Below are 20,020 nucleotides of genomic sequence, written 5' to 3'. Positions count from 1 at the left end.
TTTTGAATAACTATGTATGGAACATCTCTAAAAAATCTTGATTCTACTATAAAAAAGGATGTATCTCAACTTAAAGAGATACATCCTTTTTCTATTTATTTAGTACGCTTGCCAGCAGGTCTTTCTTTTCCAATACCAAACACATAATAACTAAGTGTTACAAGTATCAGGAAAGCAATCCCTACAATTAACGAAACACGCGTATCCTCATTAAACCACATACCGATAAGCACCATAACTAAAAACGCGATGGTTGCATAGTTTGTCAAAGGAGCTAAAGGCGTTTTAAATGGGTGATTTTCCATTTGCGCTGCTTTTACTTTTCTAAACCGAATTTGACTAATTAAAATAATAAACCAAGGAATCATCCCAGGAAGTACGCTTGCACTATAAACATAAACAAATAGGTTTTCTGGTGCAATATAACTTAAAATAACACCAATGACTAACCCAACTAATACGCCAGCAGTACCTAAAATCGGAACACCGTTATTTGAAACCTTTGCAAAAAACTTAGGTGCCTGACCATTCATAGCCAGTGTATAAAGCATACGTCCCGCACTGTAAATGCCACTATTACAACCACTCATAGCTGCTGTAATTACAACAAAGTTAATAATACCGGCTGCTGCCGTAATCCCTACCTTAGCAAAAGTAGCAACAAACGGACTACCAATCGTTCCTAACTCATCCCACGGGTAAACCGTTACAATAACAAAAATCGCACCGATATAGAAAATTAAAATGCGCCAAATAATACTTTGGATAGCATTGGTAATTGTTTTTTGCGGATTTTTTGCTTCTCCAGCCGTAATTCCGATAAGCTCTACACCTTGGTAAGCCGCCACGACTAAAGATAATGCAAAGAAGAAACCTGTCCAACCACCTGTGAAGAAGCCACCATGTGACCACAGATTGGATAAACCGATTGGCATACCGTCATTTCCAAACCCAAAGAAAATAAGGACAATACCAGCCACAATCATAAGCACAATTGTAACGATCTTAATCATCGCAAACCAAAACTCGAATTCGCCGAATGATTTAACAGAAATAAAGTTTGCTACACCTAGTATAACCATAGCAATTAACCCAGGAATCCATGCAGGTAAATCAGGATACCAATATTGCATATATGTTCCGACTGCTATAATTTCAGACATCCCAACGATAACCCACTGAAACCAGTTACTCCACGCAGTTAAATAACCCGCCAATGGGTGAATATATTTATAACCGAATGTTGCAAAAGATCCAGTACTTGGCTCTACATAGAGCATCTCACCCATAGCTCGCATGATGAAAAATATAAAAATGCCCGAGATAGCATATGCAAGGAGCACGGATGGCACAGTCCACTGGATAGCGCTAGCGGAACCCATAAATAGGCCTATACCAATCGTACCACCTAGAGCGATCATTTGAATATGTCGCGCCTCCAGCCCTCTCTTTAATTCTTTGTTTGCCACTTGAATACGCCTCTTTCTATCTTAATATAAGAACGATAAATTACTTTATAAATAATAATAAATTCTTCTCAAAAACACAAATGTATTTTTAGGAAAAACAATATTTTTTAAATTTTAATATAATAAATACACGATTTAATACCCTCTTTGAAAACAGTTTTACCTAGACACTACTAAAGAAGTCAACAATCCATATATCTAGTTAAAAGAACATAATAAATGTGCTAAAGAAACAAAAATTCTTAAAATTCACTACCTGCTTTTCCCATGTATAACGCACGCTCAATTACTATATTAGTAGCGTAATAATATCGTTAAACTTCCTTCTCTTTTTAACAGTATTATTATTTCAGAATATTCATAATTATCATTTTTATACTAAAAAACTTCTTTCTTTTCTTTAGATTTTAATATTTCTTAAAATTCGACCAATTTCACTTCGAAATCGTAAAAATAATTGACCTGAATGTCAAAAAAGTATAAGATTTTTACATATTTCTAAGAAAAAGAGGCTTTCATGTGAGAAATTTATTATTTAGAAGAAAAAATATAGCGGATTTATTGAAAAAAGAAGGAACCATTCAGCTCAAACAATCGCTAGGTGCTTTTGACCTGATATTGCTTGGGGTTGGCGCAATTGTTGGCACAGGGATATTTATCTTGCCTGGAACGGTGTCAGCTACCCATGCAGAGTATGGAATTGTTTTTTCATTTATCATAGCCGCTATTGTTTGTGCATTAGCAGGTATGTGCTATTCTGAGTTTGCTTCAAGTGTACCTGTCACAGGGAGTGCCTATACGTATGGCTACATTGTATTTGGCGAAATCGTTGCTTGGCTAGTTGGCTGGGCACTGTTATTAGAGTATGGATTAGCCGTTGCAGCCGTTGCAACTGGATGGTCATCGTATTTAAGTGCGCTCCTTGCTGGCTTTAATATTTCGCTGCCAACAGCAATCTCAGGATCATTTAACCCTGCCGCTGGTACGTATATCAATTTACCTGCCATCGTTATTATTTTTGCCACAGCCTTTTTCTTAATGCTAGGCATAAAAGAATCCACTCGATTAAATTCCATTATGGTCTTTTTGAAAGTGGGTGTTATTTTACTATTTATTGGCGTTGGCGTATTTTACGTGGAACCATCAAATTGGCAACCGTTTCTACCATTTGGCGTAAGTGGTGTATTAAGTGGCGCTGCTCTTGTATTTTTCGCTTATCTTGGATTTGATGCTGTTTCATCAGCAGCTGAAGAAGTAAAAAATCCCCAACGTAATATGCCAATTGGTATTATTGGCTCCTTATTAATATGTACAGTTCTTTATGTTGTTGTTTCACTTGTATTAACAGGTATGGTGCCCTACACTGATTTAAACGTTAGTGATCCAGTCAGCTATGTTATGCAACTTGTTCATCAAGACTGGATTGCGGGTATTATTTCCCTTGGTGCAGTTGTCGGCATGATGACGGTTATCCTTGTCATGTCCTATGGAGGGACACGCTTGCTATATGCTTTAGGTCGTGATGGTTTACTGCCAAAAAGTATGGCTGAACTGAGTCCTAAGTTTAAAACCCCTGTCAAGAACACTTGGGTATTCGCTATCCTTGTAGCCTTTTGCGCTGGCTTTGTCCCGTTATCGAAGCTTACGGAACTTGTCAATATGGGGACGCTAGTAGCTTTCACAATCGTTTCAATAGGAGTCATTTATTTACGTAAAAACAAAAATATTCCATCAGGTGGTTTTAAAGTACCGTTCTTCCCTGTACTACCGATTCTGTCATTCTTGATGTGCTTATTTTTAATTTCCCAGCTATCTATTCATACATGGATTGCTTGTGGACTTTGGTTTGTATTCGGTTTAATTGTGTACTTTGTATATGGCCGAAAGCATAGCACGATGAACTAAATCGTGCCAGTCACTCAAACAATTTGCAAACAATTTAAAAGCTGTGTGGCCCTTGTGGAAACGCACAAAACGTAAGCCGCAACAATCTGCGTGGTAGCAGAGGTTGCGGCTTACGCAATAGCTATTGCAATAAGGTTTGTTCTTGAAGTTTTGCGGCGAAATATTTGCGGGCATCCGCTGTAAGAATTTTCAAATGTACAACTTCTTCCTGCCGTGCAAACTCTACAAACATACCACTTAAGTTTTCATAGACATATTGTATTTTAAAGCCGCTGTCTAAAAAGTCATCAACTTTCTTTATTTCTTCCGTACTTTGTAAAAAATCTGACATGCGCTCACCCCTTCTCTCTACTAATCAGCACCTTTTATTTCTAAAAGTGGTTCCGTTTGATCTACTGCCTCAACGTCATCTGAGCCAACTGCTGGCAGTGGCACCAAATCTTGCCCAAATAGTTCATCTAAGTTATGACCAGCTGTAATCCCTAAATACTTCGCATCACTTGGATCTTCTAATTCAGCTTGAGGATACTTTTTAAACCACCAGTACTTCGCTAATACATAGTAAATCAACGCTCCAACGATAAAACCCACTAGTGATGAATAAGCAGAGAAAATATTTGCAATGACACCGCCGATAACCCAAGCGATTAAGCCAGCTAAATTAAAGCCATTCATATATTTGAATTGACCGTTTAGCTCATACAAATCTTTGACATTGATGCGTCTTTTTCGAATTAAATAATAATCTGCGTATAAAATACCAACAATGGCTGTTAAAATACCACCTATAATTAAGAGCGCGTTGACTAAAACATCAAATAAGCTCCATGGCTGTGCAAGAATTCCTATTACACCCGCAATTACAACGCCAACCCAGAATGGTACTTTTGGGCCGCCAATATTAGAGAAAATAGTAGCTGCTGGAATCACATTAGCAGACGTATTCGTTGACCATTGCGCTAAAACAATCATTAATAATAAAATTCCAAGTATCAAGCCACTTGCACTTTGCTGTAATGCATTGATTGGATCTGCAGATGCAACCGCCATATAACAAACCGCGCCAATTGTAACGATAAATGTATTCGTGATGGGCATAACAATTAAAGAACCGACCAACTGGGTTTTGTTCCGTTTAAACCAGTTGCGCTCATTTTTAGGTGCTTTAAAAAAGCGAGACAATGATGGCATATCAGCGGCTAACGTAGCCCAGAATCCCATATTTGCCATGATAACAATCATAAATGCTGTAAAAGCCGCTACACCCGTAGTTGGCGTCTCAACCCAAGTCCAGACATCTTTGCCTTGTGTTGTGGCAGCATCTGCTAATGTTATATACATCCAGCAGGAAATTAAAATAATAATGGGCGCCGCTAAATCTGCAAAACGCTCAATTGATTTAATGCCTAACGAAGTATTAAATAATTGTAGAGCAGCAAAGACTAGAAAACATAGAAACCAATTATTAAAACCAAAAAGTAAATTAAGAATGCCATTAATAGCCATGGCGCCGAAATAGGTGTTTATACCGAACCAACAGGCTGCTGTTACGCCTCGCACTAACGATGGAATGTGCGTTCCAAAAGTACCGAATGGAGCACGCATATATACAGGAAAAGATAAGCCATGCTCAATCCCGATATCACCAATTAATGTCATAAATACACCGATTAAACAAGAGCCAATCAATGTCGCTAAAATAACCATTGGCAAAGGTAAACTCATAATAGCAGAACCACCAATTGCAAATGCGGCTAGTACAATAGCCATGCCTATCCAAATGACTGCAAAACCGAATGTTCCAATATTTCTTTGTTGATGTGTCACTGGAAGTAAATCAGGGGATTTCAAATAATTCCCGTCATGTTCCATACATTTCGCTCCTTTTTGAATAGATTATGCATCGGCACAAGGAATCCGAATATCATTCGTACCATGTACTGACAGCATGCATTTATCCAGACATCGAATCATTATCCCCTGAAATCTAGCATTTTGTACCAGTTAGCTCTTACATGGGGAAAATGCTCTACTGAATAAACGAGATTTCCGTGACAACTCCATGAGGCTTTCCTCCCTTTTCGAAATCATTCGTAAGGAAGGTGGAAAAACAGTTAATCATTACACAGATGAACCTTTTATTTAGATAGACTATTCATTAACAATTGGCGCTCATTCCAAGTCATTGGCGCAATAGCGGATTGTCTTTCGACCATAGAAATTGCTCCATCAACCGGACAGACAATCGAACATAAATTACAACCAACACAATCTTCTTCGCGAACCTTTAGCATAGGTTTTCCATTTTCCGTATACAAATCGATACATTGATGGGACGTATCTTCACAAGCAATATGACACTTATTACAGTTAATACATACATCATTATTGATGTCCGCAACAATTTTATAGTTTAAATCTAGATTGCCCCAGTCTGAATATCGAGGCACCGAGCGACCAACTAAGTCCTTTACCGAGGCAATTCCCTTATCATCTAAATAATTATTTAGTCCATCAATCATATCTTCGACAATACTAAATCCGTGGTGCATAGCTGCTGTACAAACTTGCACACCAGTTGCACCCATCAACATAAACTCTGCTGCATCTTGCCAATTGGAAATACCACCTATACCCGATATCGGAACCTGAATGTGAGGATTACGAGCACACTCTGCTACCATATTGAGTGCTATTGGCTTCACAGCTGGACCACAATAGCCGCCATGCGCCCCTTTACCTGCAACATGAGGTATTGTATTCCATGTATTTAAATCAACACCTGCCAAGCTGTTGATTGTATTAATCATACTAATAGCGTCTGCTCCACCTCTTGTCGCCGCTTCTGCTGTTACTGTTATATCCGTTATATTTGGCGTTAGTTTCACAATAACTGGCGTACGTGCTACTTCCTTCACCCAATACGTTTGCCTTTCCACCAATTCAGGTACTTGACCAGAGGCGGAGCCCATTCCTCGTTCTGCCATGCCATGTGGACAACCAAAGTTAAGCTCAAGACCATCTACCCCCACATCTTCTACGCGTTTGACAATTTCATGCCACTTTTCTTGCTTTGGTTCTACCATAAGGGAAGCAATAATGGCGTGATGAGGAAACCTTTTTTTCGTTTCATAAATCTCTTTTAAATTTACCTCCAACGGTCGATCGGTTATTAATTCAATGTTATTAAAACCTGCCACACGTTGCCCGTTATAACTAACCGCTGCAAAACGTGAAGAAACATTTAAAATCGGTTCACCCAATGTTTTCCAAACTGCCCCACCCCACCCTGCTTCAAATGCACGCTGCACTTGATAGCCTGAGTTCGTAGGTGGTGCGGATGCGAGCCAAAATGGATTGGGTGATTTTATCCCCGCTAAATCTATTCGTAAATCTGCCATGTCACTGCCCCCCTTATGCAATCTCGCTTGGTTTTCTTAAACGTTCATGAATCTTATAAGCAGCATCTTTTCCTTGTTGAACCGCTGTTACAACCATTGCCTCTCCTTGTCCGTTGCCAAAAACAACATCCCCACATGCAAACACTTTTTTATTCGATGTTTGCATCGTCGTTTCATCAATATCAACAACGCCATTTGTATGCTGTAAGCCAAACGCTTCAATTAATGACACAAAACGCGTTTGACCAATTGCTTTAATAACTGCATCCACCTTTAAAATAAAATTGGATCCTGCAACCTCTTCTGGTCTTTGACGACCATCTGCTCCTGCTTCACCGAGCTTCATGTGAACGCATTCAATGCCAATCACTTCACCTGCATCATTGCCGATGATTTTTTTCGGCGCTGTTAACCATTGAAACTCCACGCCATCTTGCTTGGCAAATTCAAATTCAAATTTGTATGCGGTCATTTCTTTTTGCGTTCTTCTATAAAGTATTTTCACATTATCCGCACCTAATCGCATGGCACAAGTAGCACCATCAATTGCGGTATTCCCAGCACCGATAACTGCAACACGTTTCCCTACTAAATCAGTTGGAAGCGCTCCCACTTTTGTTTGTTTTACAAATTCAATGGCATCATGCACGCCTAACAGACCTTCTCCTTCAATGCCCAGATGTGGCACAGCCCCCATACCAACTGCTAAAATGACACTGTCATATTGTGCTAATATTTCTTCTGCAGAAATGTCGCTACCTACTGTCGTATTTGTTTGAATGTTCACACCGAGTTTGGCAATTTGCTCGACTTCCCAATCTGCTATCTCATTTGGTAAGCGGAACGACACGATACCATAGCTTCCTAAACCACCTGCTTTCGCTTCAGCCTCATAGATTGTGACACTATAACCAAACCGACTAAGCTCACGCGCCGCCGAAAGACCAGCTGGACCCGCCCCAATAATGGCTACTTTCAGTCCATTGCTTTCGCCTTTCTTAAATAGCTGTGCACCTGTCTCCATCGCCCAATCTGTCGCATAACGCTGTAGTTCTCCGATTCTAATTGGCTTTGTTGAGGAATTTAACACACATGCCCCTTCACAGAGCTCTTCTGTTGGACAAACTCTTGCACAACTTGCACCAATTGGGTTTGCTTCTAATATAGTAGTGGCAGAACCCTTCATATTCCATGATGCAATTTTTTTTATGAAATTTGGGATTTGAATGCTTGTTGGACAAGCTTTAATACAGGGTGCATCATAACAATAAAGGCAACGATTTGCTTCTTCCATTGCCTCATTTTTTGTCATTCGACTTGTTAACTCAACAAAATTACGCTGAAGTAGCTTGGTCATTGCATGCTCTTGCATCGGAACCATTTCCACATCCCCCTCATGTGTTCTTGTTGAACTTGCTATTGTTTAATAGCCGATTGTTTTGTTCTCCAGTCAAAACAATCGGCCATGTATTACCTATTGCTAATTACACCTTTGCATGATTGTTTAAATCCTGCTTGAAAGGTGGTGCTACATTGACTGTGTGACAACAGTGTTGAAGCCACACGAAATATTTGCAAAAACAAGTTAGATTTTTATCGTTTCCGCAGTCGTTTTCAGTTGGCGTTTGATATAGCGACCACTGCCTAGTACACCAACAAATTCTTTCTCTTTAATAACATATTCCCCACGGACAAGCACAGTGACCGGTTCACCCGTCACTTCCCAACCTTCATATGGGTTGTAGTCCACATTCATATGGTGGGTTTTTGCTGAAATTTCGCGTTTTACATTAGGATCAAAAATCACGATATCTGCGTCAGAACCTATAGCAATTGTCCCTTTTTGTGGAAACAGACCAAAAACTTTTGCAGCATTTGTAGCAATCATATCAACAAATTCATTGACAGTTATTTTCCCTTTGGCAACCCCTTCTGAATATAAAATACTAAAGCGATCTTCAATAAACGGTCCACCGTTCGGAATTTTAGAAAAATCATTTAACCCTAATTGCTTTTTGCCGTTAAAACTAAACGAGCATTGATCGGAACCAATTGTTTGTAATTGCTTCGCTTTTAAGGCATTCCATAAATGCTCCTGATGGTATTTCGGACGAAGTGGCGGTGACCATACGTATTTCGCCCCTTCAAAGCCTGGTTGTGCTAAAGCAGACTGGTCTAATGTTAAATAAGGTGGACATGTTTCGCCATAGACGTTATAGCCTTTTTCACGTGCTGCAATAATTTCATCCACCGCTTCTTTACAAGTAACATGGACAACATAAAGCGTTGCACCTGCGATATGGGCTAGTTCAATGGCACGTTTTGTCGCCTCACCCTCTAATTCAGCTGGACGCGTAAGTGCATGATAAATCGGCTCTTTATGTCCCGCACGTCTTGCCTCTTCGACAAGCTCATCGATAACTGAGCCATTTTCACAGTGCACCATAACAATAGCACCAACATCTTTTGCAATTTTGAACGCTTTAAAAAGCGTGCGATCTGTCGCTTGGAATTCTTTTGCATATGCCATAAAAACCTTTACAGAGGTAATTCCTTCTTGCTCTAGTAACACGGGTAATTCCGCTTCTGTCTGTGGTGTTAAATCCCCAATCATTAAATGGAATCCATAATCAATCGCAGATTTCCCTTTTGCTTTTTCATGCCATTTTTCAACAGCAGTAGAAAGTTTCTCTTCACCTGCTGTTAAACAAAAGTCTAAAATCGTTGTGGTGCCGCCAAACGCAGCCGCTATCGTACCCGATTTCCAATCATCGTCTGTTACTGTATTATTAAAAGGCATATCTAAATGGGTATGCGGATCAATTCCTCCTGGCATTACGTATTTATCAGTAGCATCAATGATTTCCGCACCTGCAACAGATAAATTTTTACCTATCTGTACAATGATTCCGTTCTCAATAAGAATATCTGCTTCGTAGACATCTGAAGCAGTTGCGATTCGTCCACCTTGAATGATTTTTTTCATACTATCCTACCTTTCGTGGTCGATATTCAAGTAAACTATTTTCACTTTCTTCTTTTAACTTGATTCATTGCAGCATCACTTTGACAGCTTTTTAGTTAGTAATAGAGACGTAACAATCATGATAAATTTCAAATTTTAATGTAAGCTGTACGTTTGCCCCATACTGTATTTTGTTTGCATCGTTAATACCGTTTCGAGGAGAATATCTGCTCCCTTTGCGCAATCTTCAAATGATGTGTCTTCCTCCTCGCAATGACTCTTTCCATTAATACTTGGTACGAAAATCATTGCTGAAGGTATCATCGTCGCTATATATTGCGCATCATGCCCTGCTCCACTAAACATTCGATGAGCGGTATAGCCAAATCGTTGGCAAGATTTTTCGATTTCATCACAAATTTGTCGATCAAATAATACTGTGTCTCTTCCCCATAGTTTCACAGCTTCTATACGACAACCTGTGTCTTCTGTAGGCAAGTTTTTCAATACTTCCTCGACCTTTTGCATAATAGCAGGATTTTGATGCCGTGAATCAATTGTAAACGTCACTTTATTTGGTATAACGGTATGAATATTAGGTAAAACATGCATCCGCCCAAAGGTATATACTAGTTGCTCATCAATCTTGCCAAGCTGTTCATGTAAAAATACCATTGTTTTTGCGGCAACAATCATCGGGTCTTGGCGCATTGCCATCGGTGTTGTTCCTGCATGATTGGATTGGCCAGTAAAGGTAATTTCATAACAAACCATTCCTAGTACCCCTTCAACAACACCTATTTCCATTTGCTTTGCTTCTAAAACGGGCCCTTGTTCGATATGGAGTTCAATATAAGCAAGGGCTTCCTTTAAGCGATGTTGTTGCTCACCCTCATAACCACTTGCTTGTAGTGCAGCTTGAAAAGTCATGCCATTGTTATCGACAGACTGTAGCATTTGGGCTTTTTCAAATTTTGCAGCAATGACGCCTGAGCTCATCATCGCCGGATCAAAGCGAGCCCCTTCTTCATTCGTAAAATTCACAATCATTAATGGCACATCTAACTCTACGTCATTGTCCTTTAATGTTCGAATCGCTTCTAAGGCTGTTAACACACCCAAAACACCATCAAATTTCCCACCCTTTTCAACTGAATCTAAATGGGAGCCCATAACAATTGGCGGAACTTCTTTTTTGCCTGGTAGCATCGCATAGATGTTGGCCATATCATCTACTTTAATTTCCATCCCTAATTCTTCACAACACTTACAAAAATAATTTCTAGCTAAAATATCTTCTTTCGAAAGAGATAAACGCGTGACACCACCGTTTAAAGTAGCTCCAAACTGACTAAATTGTTCAATCGAATCTTGCAATCGTCTACTATTACATTTATACATATGCAAGTCCTCTCTTTCACAGTAGTTACTAAACATTCTAAAATAGATAAATTTTAAGAGATATGGATATAACACTAAAAAAATATGTGCATCTGCACATGATATATGGTAAGTTATGTTCATAATAAGGGGGGAAACGATGGGAACGATTCGCAAAATTGTGGAGGGAAATCAATTCCCTATGCTTACATTAGTAGCTGGACATAGTGGTGTACATCGAAGAGTTACAGGTATTAACGTAGTAGAGAGCATTGATTTAATTATGTTTTGTCGGCCAAATGAATTGGTCGTCACGACAGGTATTAACTTATCACAGCAGGAAGATTCCTTAGAACAACTCGTTAAGTTAGCTTATAGCAAAAAAGTAGCAGGATTTATTATCAATATCGGCCCTTATATTCCTGCCATTCCTGAATCTATCATCGCTTTTGCTAACGAGCATGATTTCCCTGTTTTTCAAATGCCTTGGCATTGCCGCGTAGCTGATTTATTAAAAACTACTTTTCAATTTATAGCTAACCATCATCAAGAACATTCCATTGAAGAAAAGGTACTTTTCAATTTACTTTTTCACTCCAAAAAACAGATGGATACGAGGAAAGTACAACTGGCGCAACTTGGATTCCCACAAGGTAGAGAACTTGCTATTATCACTTGCACAACAATAGGTGTACAATCTAGCATTGACCGCTATGAAGTGATGATCCAATTTGCTTTTCAACATCGTTATAAACGCTTTTTAAAACTAAAACATAAAAATCACCTCATTTTTTTAATTGACCGAGCGCAAATTAATACACCGAACATCCCCTTCTCAAAAGTAGTTGAAGAAATCTATGAAAAAATCAAACAAAAAAATGGCTTTCTCGATATCATTATTGGCAAAGGAAACTATCAAAAAGAACATGAAAATATTCGTAAAAGCTATGAAGAATCGTTAACAGTTATCCATTTAGCACAGCTTCATAACAATCGTTTTTTGTACAAATATAAAGATATTGGTGCCTACCAAATTATTATGGCTGTACAAAACCAACCATTAATGCAATCCTTTAGCCATGATATTTTAGGTCAATTACAACGATACGATGAACTGCACAATACGGATTATATTGCATTTTTGCGCATATTTCTCGAGGAAAATGGGAGTACAAGTAAAATTAGCGAACGGCAATTTATTCACCGTAATACTGTGCTATATAAAATTAAAAAAATAGAATCACTGTTAGATATGGATTTAACAAATCCATTTACCAAAACCAATCTCTACTTAGCATTTTTAATTGAAGATGTCTTAACACATCAATAATGAATGAGATACTAAGTTTATACACCTCGTTTTATATATCAGAATTTTCGATTAATAGATAAACCTTCTAAATTATTTTTCCTATTCATATAAAGTATTATTGACGTAGCCTTTAAACGTCATAGATTACCCCCACTTGTTGGTATAAGGGAAGTTGCGACAATAGGGTACTAGAAAGTTAAACAGATAAAGCATAACAAAACTACTTATTCGTCGTATCGTTTTCACAATGAATAGAGAAAGAATACCTTATGTAATGTTTTTAGTGCATATAAACGAAGGAGGAATAATGAGGATGGTAACGAATACGGACGTAAAAGAATTAGGGCATTTTATTAATGGCACCGTAGTGGCGGGTCAAAGCGGGCGCTTTTCAAATGTCTATAACCCGAGTACAGGAGCTGTCATTGCCCATGTCCCACTTGCTACAAAGGAGGAGGTTCAACAGGCAATCGCTACTGCTCAAAATGCCTTTCCAGCTTGGCGCGCACTTTCAGTTGGCAAACGGGCGGAGATTGTACTGAAGTTTCGACAATTACTAACAGCACGTATGGACGAATTAATTGACATGATTTGTACTGAAAGTGGCAAAACCATTGAGGATGCTAAGGGTGAAATTACCCGCGGTTTAGAGTCAGTGGATTTGGCAATTAATGCTCCTCATTTAGTTAAAGGGGAATATTCGGTCAATGTAGGCGGAAATATTAATGCCTATTCTACAAAAGCGCCCCTTGGCGTTGTGGCGGCAATTTCACCTTTTAACTTCCCAGTGATGGTGCCACTTGCCATTACAAGCATGGCAATTGCAGTAGGAAATGCCGTTATTTTAAAACCGTCAGAACGTGTTCCTTGCTCTGCCCTCTTGCTTTCAGAGCTGTGGAAGGAAGCTGGCTTGCCTGATGGGATTTGGACGGTCATCAATGGTGATAAAGAGACGGTAACCGAATTATTAGAAAATCCTTCTGTTGAAGCGATTTCTTTTGTCGGATCAACACCAGTTGCTGAATATATTTACGCAACAGGCTCAAAATATGGAAAACGAGTAACAGCATTAGGTGGTGGTAAAAACAATATGGTGGTCATGCCTGATGCCGATTTGGAACAAGCTGCAAATGCCTTTTTAGGGGCGGCATATGGGGCGGCTTCTCAACGTTGTATGGCGATTTCAACAATTATTCCAGTCGGTGATACAACCGCTAACAAGCTTGTTAAAATATTAGCCGATAAAATTGCCAATTTAAAAGTAGGCCCTTACACGGATCCAGAAGTAGATTTTGGTCCTGTTATTACACAACAATCGAAGGACTCCATCATCGGCTTTATCGATCGCAGTCTTCAAGAAGGTGCTACAATCGTGTGCGATGGTCGCCAACCCGATATCTCAAAAAACTCTAAAGGATTTTACTTAGGGCCAACTCTATTAGATAACGTCAAGCCAGGGATGGAAATTTACGAACAGGAAGTATTTGGACCTGCACGAAATGTCGTACGTGTACAAACATTGGAAGAGGCGATAAGCTTAATTAATAACCATGAGTTAGGAAATGGCGTCACGATTTTTACAAATAATGGTGCTGCTGCGCGTAAATTCACTTCTGAAATAGAAGTTGGGATGGTAGGCGTTAACGTACCTATTCCAATTCCCGTTGGCTACCATAATTTTGGTGGCTGGAAACGTTCAAAATTTGGCGAAGGTCATATGTTTGGGCCAGATCAAGTACGCTTCTTTACAAAGGCTAAAACAATTTCCGAAAAATGGTTTGAGGATACGAACGAGTCTGCATCCTCTTTTGCCTTCCCAAGTAATAACGACTAATAGGAGGAGCCGTTTCATTTTTTGAGGCGGCTTCTTGTTATTAAAAAACTGACGCACCCAAAGGGCCATCAGTTTTAAAAAGCTTACATTTTTTTATTTCCTGAATCCTTTTTCTTCGCTTTTGGCACGTCTGTAAAATCGGCTTCTTCCCCAGCTTCCATACCATAACTCGGATTGCTGTGAATACGAGTATGTGCATCGAAGTCTTCTTCCTCATCTAAACGCTTCATAAGGATTGGGATTGATATAAGCCCAGCAATTCCGACAAGTGCATAAATCCATCTCGACAATACGGCTGTTTGACCGCCAAATAAATATGCGACTAAATCAAATCTAAAAAATCCTATTAGTCCCCAGTTAATTGCACCAATAATTACGAGAACTAAGGCAATCCTATATACTACACCCATTTGTAGCACCTCCTTCCTTCTGTTGTTCCAGCGAAGCAATCATTGTATGGTAATGACAAACCTTTACCATTCTTAAACGCAACACTGTTATAACTGTCTTGGCGATAACGCCAAAATTACTTGCCATTTCTCGAATGTGCAATGTAAATTTTTTACAACACTCATGATGACGGTCTTATTTTTTGCAATAACCGTTTTTTTATACAAAGAGCAATTTCAGCTCGTCGAGAAGAAATTGTTTTCATCAAAATTTTTTGCAATACAAAAATGCACTAATAAAATTCATTAGTGCGTAAATGCCATTTAGAATGATGTTCATTTCTATTTTATCTAACGAAAGATTTACGTTACTATCCATTAAGTACCTCTTCTTTTTCAGCAATTTTTATAAAAATGATGTATTCTCTGTCTCCACTAATCGTGTTGCATTTTTTAGGATATTTCATTCTAAAATGCTGGAAACGTTGAACACCCTTCGTTCCTCATTCTTTTCTTATGGTCTAAGGTAACATTTGATAATATAAAAATCATGTATTTTATTGGTAAATTCAGAAAATAGCAAATAAAATATGGTATATTACTTAAGGTATATTCTTCTTAAAGAGCTAATACCCTAAGTTGCTAAGTATTACGTATCATTCTAGATACGATTAATTGAATGACTTATTTATGAAACGTAGGTGAAAGAAAAATATGAAAAAGAAAATTGTAATAAAAGTTATCGTTATGATTGCAATGTTCGCGACATTAAGTACGGTAATGCTATTTCCTTTAAAAAGTTATGCCACAGAACTTTCAGAGCCTATTGTATTAGGGCAATACTTTGATATTTTTCGTGATCCTTCAAAATCCATTACAATTGAGGACATCTTATCTGGTGATTATGATCAATCCTTTGAGACAAGTAACCAAAATTATTTGTTTTTTTGGCATACAAACGATACGATTTGGCTAAGGCTCCATACCGCAGAAATTATGGATAATAAACAAGGGCACTATTGGCTAGAATCTATTGATAAACTAGACAATGTTGAATTGTTTTTAGTAAAAGAAGATGGTTCTTATGACCAACAAAAGAGCGGAGTTGCCCATATAAACGAGCAAAAGATTGACTACCGTTCGAATGTCTTTACTATAACAGACCCATCTACTACAGCAATTTATGTAAAGTTAGATGGCGTTCTTCCAAAAAGTTTTATGTCCTATTTGTATACAACAGAGGGCTTTTTAGAAAAAATCATTTCATATAAATTTTTCTCGGGTATGTTTTATGGCTTTATGTTCGCCTTATTAATATATAATTTATTTTTGTTTTTTTCTTTAAAAGAAAAAGCGTATTTTTATTATGTCTTGTATATGCTTAGTTTTATTTTTTATCAAGCGACGATGAACTCCTTAGATTTGGAAATTGCAGGTCATTTCTTGCCAGAATGGTTTTTTATCCGATCGTTAGTGATCAGTAGTAATTTTTTACTGATATTTATGATTTTATTTTCCAAAGAGTTTCTAGAGTTAAAAACATATTTACCGAAGTATCACTTACTCGCAAATATTTTATTATGGCTTTCGATTTTATCACTTATTGCCGTATTTATTATTCCAGATGTTGCTATTGTCAATAATTTCACAACCATTTTTGCAGTCGTAGTACTTTCCTTTCTTTGGTTATCTGGACTCCTTGTATGGTTAAAAGGACAAAAAATGGCTCGTTTTTATTTGATTGGTTGGTCAGTTTTACTAGGGTCTGTTATTGTTCAAGCGTTAGCCTTTTTAAGTATCATTCCATTTCATCCAAGAATATTCGAGGATATACCAGCAATTGGAGCTACTTTTGAAGCAATCTTTTTATCACTAGCACTCGGGGATAAAATTAATCTTATTAAAAAAGAACATCAAAAAATGCAGCAAATGTTAACTGAAACGCTTGAATATAAAGTACAGGAACGAACGCAAGAGTTAGAGAAAGCAAGGCAAGAGCTTGAAAATATCGCCAATACTGATAAATTGACGCAAATACCAAACCGAGTCCGCTTAGATGATGTATTGGATGAAGCATTCAAGCAAGCACAAAATCATGCAACGCCTCTTTCTATTATTTTGCTCGATATTGATTATTTTAAAGCCGTAAATGATGAATTTGGTCATCAAGTTGGGGATATTGTATTGATTAATGCAGCGGAGTTATTTAAAAAATCTATTCGGGAACAGGATACAATCGGTCGATGGGGTGGTGAGGAATTTTTAGTTATTTGTCCTCAAACCACATTACATGAAGCACTTCAACTTGCTGAGCAGCTCCGACATCAGCTAGAGAATTATCAGTTTCCAATCGTAAAGCAAAAAACGAGTAGCTTTGGTGTAACCACTTATGTACATGGGGATACGCTTACAACATTATTAACAAGATGCGATCAAGCATTGTATCAAGCAAAAAATAATGGACGTAACTGTGTCGCGTATTTACATAATGAAGAAACAACAGTTCCCCATTTCATTTAAAAAATCCCTTCTAGCCTCATGCTAAAAGGGATTCTTTTTATTTCTGCCAATTACTTAATTCCTTCAGCAATTCTGGCAATTGGAGTTTCTTGACATCTATAGGCGGTAATGCATGAATAAATTCTTTGCCATAAGATTTTGTGCTAATACGGCGATCTAGCACAATAAATGCGCCCTTATCTTGGGATGATCGAATTAAACGGCCAAATCCTTGCTTAAAGCGCATAATTGCTTCCGGTAAAGATAGCTCCGTAAAGGAGTTGTGCCCTTGTAATGTTAGATGTTTGGCTCGTGCCTTGAACACTGGCTCCTCTGGTGAAGAAAACGGTAGTCGTACAACAATGACAGAAGAAAGTGCATCACCAGGAACGTCTACCCCTTCCCAAAAGCTGTTTGTGCCAAATAGCACTGCTTGGTTGAACTTCTGAAATGATTTAAGAATGCGCATTCGACTACCACCTGTGACACCTTGTGCAAAGAGCATATAGTCATCGAGAAGCTCACTATCTTGTATCAGCTCAACCGTTTTTCTTAACATATCTTGGGCAGTGAATAACACAAAGCAACGTCCTTCTGTCATGCGAACCGTGCGTGTAATCGCATGTGCCACTGCTTCAATATAATCTGCCTGCGTCACCTGTTGAATATCTGGCATATCTGTGACAATAAACGCTTTTGCACCAGAATAATATGATGCTGGTGCTTGTAACTGCATAACTTGGACACTATCTGAAATGCCAAGCTGACGTGTAATAAAGCGTTCATTTCCTGGTACCGTTAAAGTGCCTGAAGTCCAAACGATACTTGCTTGTTTACGAAGTGGCGCCATTACTTTTTCTATAATTGGTGTTACATTAACTGGCTTCTTATAAACATGCAGACTGCCAGGGACACTGCGTAAATCAAATTCAAACCAAACGGAATGTTCGTCCTGATGTAAAAGGAAAATTTCCTCCCATTCCGCAATTCTTAGCTTCATCTCTCGAATCCAATAGTGCCACTCAGATAAAATAAAAACCTCATTTTTGTCTAACTGTTCAATATTATTTTCAAAAGCTTTACCAGCTTCCACCGCGAGATCAAGCCAGTGCTGTAATAGTTTGCTGACTTGTAAGAGCGGCTCTTTTGCTAGTGATACATCCTCTAAGAACAGGGTACATTTGCTACTAGCCTGTTTGCCTCGAACTTGCTGTTGCATTTTTTGTACAGCATGCCCAATGGTGTCATCGAAAACGCGCTGTAATCGGATAAATTGTTTGTCAAGTTGCTGTAAACTTTGCATTGGGATGCGCTGTTTCTTTTTAGCTGCCTGACTGAATTGTTGAAAGAGCGCTGTATCTTCCATTGTTCCAATTTGGCCAAAAATATATTTCCATTGTGTGTAGGAAAAGACGGTTTCATCTTGTTGCATAGCTGCTTGAATAACTTGATGCGCTTCATCGATAATCCACCCATCGATTTGTCTAAAGATTGGTGTTTGACGAACTAAATCACTAATGACCATCGAATGATTTGTCACGATGCAATCCGCTGTCGTACTATTTTTTAATGCTTGCTCATAAAAATCAAAGCCCTTTGTCGGTTTCTCCTCAGGCAATTTGCGAATTTTTTCTAAAAAAAGCTGTCCCCCACCGGAAACATTCAGTTCACTTAATACGCCTGTCTGCGTTTTTGTCAGCCAGACAAGCAACTGTAAGATGGTAAAAGTATCATCATATGATTCATCCGCATATGCCATACACTGTTCAAAGCGAGCAAGGTCGATATAATGTTGCATGCCTTTCAGTACAGCAACGTTTACTTTTGTATCAAGAATTTTTTCGATTTTTAGTAGTTCTTCTTCTACAAGTTGCTCTTGTAGATGTGCTGTATACGTACTAATTGCAATTTTTTTATTGTTCGCCCGCGCATATAAAATACTAGGTAAAAGATAACCGACTGTTTTGCCTATGCCCGTCGAAGCCTCAATCACACATTCTTCTTTGTCATTTAATGCTTGCCAAATCGTATCCATCATCGTAAATTGCGCAGGTCGTTGCTCGAAGTTGGGCATAGCTTTTGTCATCAGTGCTTCTTTTTCATTTATTGTTTTTGGATAAGGTGCTAGCTCGGATTTTAGAACCCGTTTTTGACGACCATCACAAATTGCAATATTGCGATAGTACGTAATATTTTCATCAGTTGTTCTATGATGACGTTTAAGTTGTAATGCTTCAAAGAAAAGCTGGGACAAATTAGATTTTAAACGGAATGAACGTTTATGCATTTGTTCGAGCGTTAGTTGTGGAAGGCTTAGAAGCTCTTTCCAACTACGTTTAAAAAGTTCAGCCGTTGCCAGCGCATCATCATCCGCTCTATGCGCATTTTCAAGTTCAATATTTAAGTCTGCGGCTAAATCACCTAGCTTAAAGCTAAGAGACATGGGAAATAAAATTTTTGCTAGTTCAACTGTATCCATTTTCTTACCATGCCATTTTGGTAAACCCGCTCGTTTAAATTCTGCTTGTAAAAAGGATAAGTCAAAATCCGTATTATGCGCGACAAAAACACAATCGGAAATTAATTCGTATATGTAGTCGGCATGTGCCTCGAACGGCAAGGCATCTTTCACATCCTCGTCCGTTATATGCGTTAAATCTTGAATAAAGGACGGAATCGATTTCCCTGGATGAATAAACTTTGTATAGGTGCGTTCTATTTTCCAATCCTTCATAATGACAATGGCAATTTGAATCATTCGGTCACCATTTGCTGGAGAATGACCTGTCGTCTCCAAATCAACTATTGCATACTTTTGACTTTCCATCATACATCTCAACTCACAGTTCACATTAGATAGATGAAT

13 protein-coding genes are annotated in these 20,020 nt (G+C 38.4%); 4 read left to right on the top strand and 9 right to left on the bottom strand.

Going from position 1 to position 20,020, the window contains the following annotated elements:
- Window positions 1–95 precede the first annotated feature (95 nt).
- Window positions 96–1,469, bottom strand: a complete 1,374-nt coding sequence (locus LO754_RS07520; RefSeq protein ID WP_305068882.1) for an amino acid permease — start codon at window positions 1,467–1,469, stop codon at window positions 96–98.
- Window positions 1,470–1,988: 519 nt separating this feature from the next.
- Between LO754_RS07520 and bcaP the strand changes: the two genes are divergently transcribed.
- Window positions 1,989–3,374, top strand: a complete 1,386-nt coding sequence (bcaP, locus tag LO754_RS07515; RefSeq protein WP_231785922.1) for a branched-chain amino acid transporter BcaP — start codon at window positions 1,989–1,991, stop codon at window positions 3,372–3,374.
- A 121-nt stretch (window positions 3,375–3,495) separates the two neighbouring features.
- On the opposite strand, the gene LO754_RS07510 is transcribed toward bcaP, so the two are convergent.
- The 6 genes from LO754_RS07510 to LO754_RS07485 form a co-directional block, all read right to left on the bottom strand.
- Window positions 3,496–3,705, bottom strand: a complete 210-nt coding sequence (locus tag LO754_RS07510) for a hypothetical protein (RefSeq protein WP_025219097.1) — start codon at window positions 3,703–3,705, stop codon at window positions 3,496–3,498.
- Between the two features lie 20 nt (window positions 3,706–3,725).
- Window positions 3,726–5,246 carry an NCS1 family transporter gene (locus LO754_RS07505; protein ID WP_231785921.1) on the bottom strand — a complete coding sequence of 507 codons (1,521 nt, stop codon included), beginning with the start codon at window positions 5,244–5,246 and terminating at the stop codon, window positions 3,726–3,728.
- Window positions 5,247–5,512: 266 nt separating this feature from the next.
- Window positions 5,513–6,775 (bottom strand): NAD-dependent dihydropyrimidine dehydrogenase subunit PreA, encoded by a 1,263-nt coding sequence (preA, locus tag LO754_RS07500; protein ID WP_231785920.1) that lies wholly within the window; start codon window positions 6,773–6,775, stop codon window positions 5,513–5,515.
- 13 nt (window positions 6,776–6,788) lie between these two features.
- Entirely contained in the window at window positions 6,789–8,156 is a 1,368-nt protein-coding gene (locus LO754_RS07495; protein ID WP_231785919.1) for an NAD(P)-dependent oxidoreductase, read from the bottom strand.
- Between the two features lie 204 nt (window positions 8,157–8,360).
- Complete coding sequence (gene hydA, locus LO754_RS07490; RefSeq protein WP_231785918.1) at window positions 8,361–9,761, bottom strand: dihydropyrimidinase; 1,401 nt, start codon at window positions 9,759–9,761, stop codon at window positions 8,361–8,363.
- A gap of 135 nt (window positions 9,762–9,896) precedes the next feature.
- Window positions 9,897–11,141, bottom strand: a complete 1,245-nt coding sequence (locus LO754_RS07485; RefSeq protein WP_231785917.1) for a Zn-dependent hydrolase — start codon at window positions 11,139–11,141, stop codon at window positions 9,897–9,899.
- Between the two features lie 139 nt (window positions 11,142–11,280).
- On the opposite strand from LO754_RS07485, the gene LO754_RS07480 reads away from it, so the two are divergent.
- Together LO754_RS07480 and LO754_RS07475 are read left to right on the top strand one after the other, a co-directional pair.
- Window positions 11,281–12,450 (top strand): PucR family transcriptional regulator, encoded by a 1,170-nt coding sequence (locus LO754_RS07480; RefSeq protein ID WP_231785916.1) that lies wholly within the window; start codon window positions 11,281–11,283, stop codon window positions 12,448–12,450.
- A gap of 295 nt (window positions 12,451–12,745) precedes the next feature.
- Complete coding sequence (locus tag LO754_RS07475) at window positions 12,746–14,266, top strand: CoA-acylating methylmalonate-semialdehyde dehydrogenase (protein ID WP_025219091.1); 1,521 nt, start codon at window positions 12,746–12,748, stop codon at window positions 14,264–14,266.
- Between the two features lie 83 nt (window positions 14,267–14,349).
- Here the strand turns inward: LO754_RS07475 and LO754_RS07470 are convergent, their stop codons facing one another.
- On the bottom strand, window positions 14,350–14,676 hold the full coding sequence (locus tag LO754_RS07470; protein ID WP_231785915.1) for a DUF378 domain-containing protein: 327 nt from the start codon (window positions 14,674–14,676) through the stop codon (window positions 14,350–14,352).
- Window positions 14,677–15,369: 693 nt separating this feature from the next.
- Here LO754_RS07470 and LO754_RS07465 point away from each other — a divergent pair.
- A complete protein-coding gene (locus LO754_RS07465) occupies window positions 15,370–17,175 on the top strand; it encodes a diguanylate cyclase (RefSeq protein ID WP_231785914.1) in 1,806 nt (601 codons plus the stop codon).
- Between the two features lie 37 nt (window positions 17,176–17,212).
- Here the strand turns inward: LO754_RS07465 and dinG are convergent, their stop codons facing one another.
- Window positions 17,213–19,984: an ATP-dependent DNA helicase DinG gene (gene dinG / locus LO754_RS07460; RefSeq protein WP_024364244.1), complete on the bottom strand. Its 2,772-nt coding sequence runs from the start codon at window positions 19,982–19,984 to the stop codon at window positions 17,213–17,215.
- Window positions 19,985–20,020: the final 36 nt, after the last annotated feature.

This window comes from Lysinibacillus sp. GJ-1 (assembly GCF_021166035.1).
Taxonomy (GTDB): Bacteria; Bacillota; Bacilli; order Bacillales_A; family Planococcaceae; genus Lysinibacillus; species Lysinibacillus sphaericus.
This window is presented reverse-complemented; position numbering and strand designations above follow the sequence as displayed.

What these genes read in the sequence shown, in the direction of transcription:
- LO754_RS07480 (WP_231785916.1), top strand. Translation starts at nt 11,281, where the DNA reads ATGGGAACGATTCGCAAAATTGTGGAGGGAAATCAATTCCCTATGCTT.
- LO754_RS07475 (WP_025219091.1), top strand. Translation starts at nt 12,746, where the DNA reads ATGGTAACGAATACGGACGTAAAAGAATTAGGGCATTTTATTAATGGC.
- dinG (WP_024364244.1), bottom strand. Translation starts at nt 19,984, where the DNA reads ATGATGGAAAGTCAAAAGTATGCAATAGTTGATTTGGAGACGACAGGT.
- hydA (WP_231785918.1), bottom strand. Translation starts at nt 9,761, where the DNA reads ATGAAAAAAATCATTCAAGGTGGACGAATCGCAACTGCTTCAGATGTC.
- LO754_RS07470 (WP_231785915.1), bottom strand. Translation starts at nt 14,676, where the DNA reads ATGGGTGTAGTATATAGGATTGCCTTAGTTCTCGTAATTATTGGTGCA.
- LO754_RS07510 (WP_025219097.1), bottom strand. Translation starts at nt 3,705, where the DNA reads ATGTCAGATTTTTTACAAAGTACGGAAGAAATAAAGAAAGTTGATGAC.
- LO754_RS07485 (WP_231785917.1), bottom strand. Translation starts at nt 11,141, where the DNA reads ATGTATAAATGTAATAGTAGACGATTGCAAGATTCGATTGAACAATTT.
- LO754_RS07465 (WP_231785914.1), top strand. Translation starts at nt 15,370, where the DNA reads ATGAAAAAGAAAATTGTAATAAAAGTTATCGTTATGATTGCAATGTTC.
- LO754_RS07505 (WP_231785921.1), bottom strand. Translation starts at nt 5,246, where the DNA reads ATGGAACATGACGGGAATTATTTGAAATCCCCTGATTTACTTCCAGTG.
- LO754_RS07495 (WP_231785919.1), bottom strand. Translation starts at nt 8,156, where the DNA reads ATGGTTCCGATGCAAGAGCATGCAATGACCAAGCTACTTCAGCGTAAT.
- preA (WP_231785920.1), bottom strand. Translation starts at nt 6,775, where the DNA reads ATGGCAGATTTACGAATAGATTTAGCGGGGATAAAATCACCCAATCCA.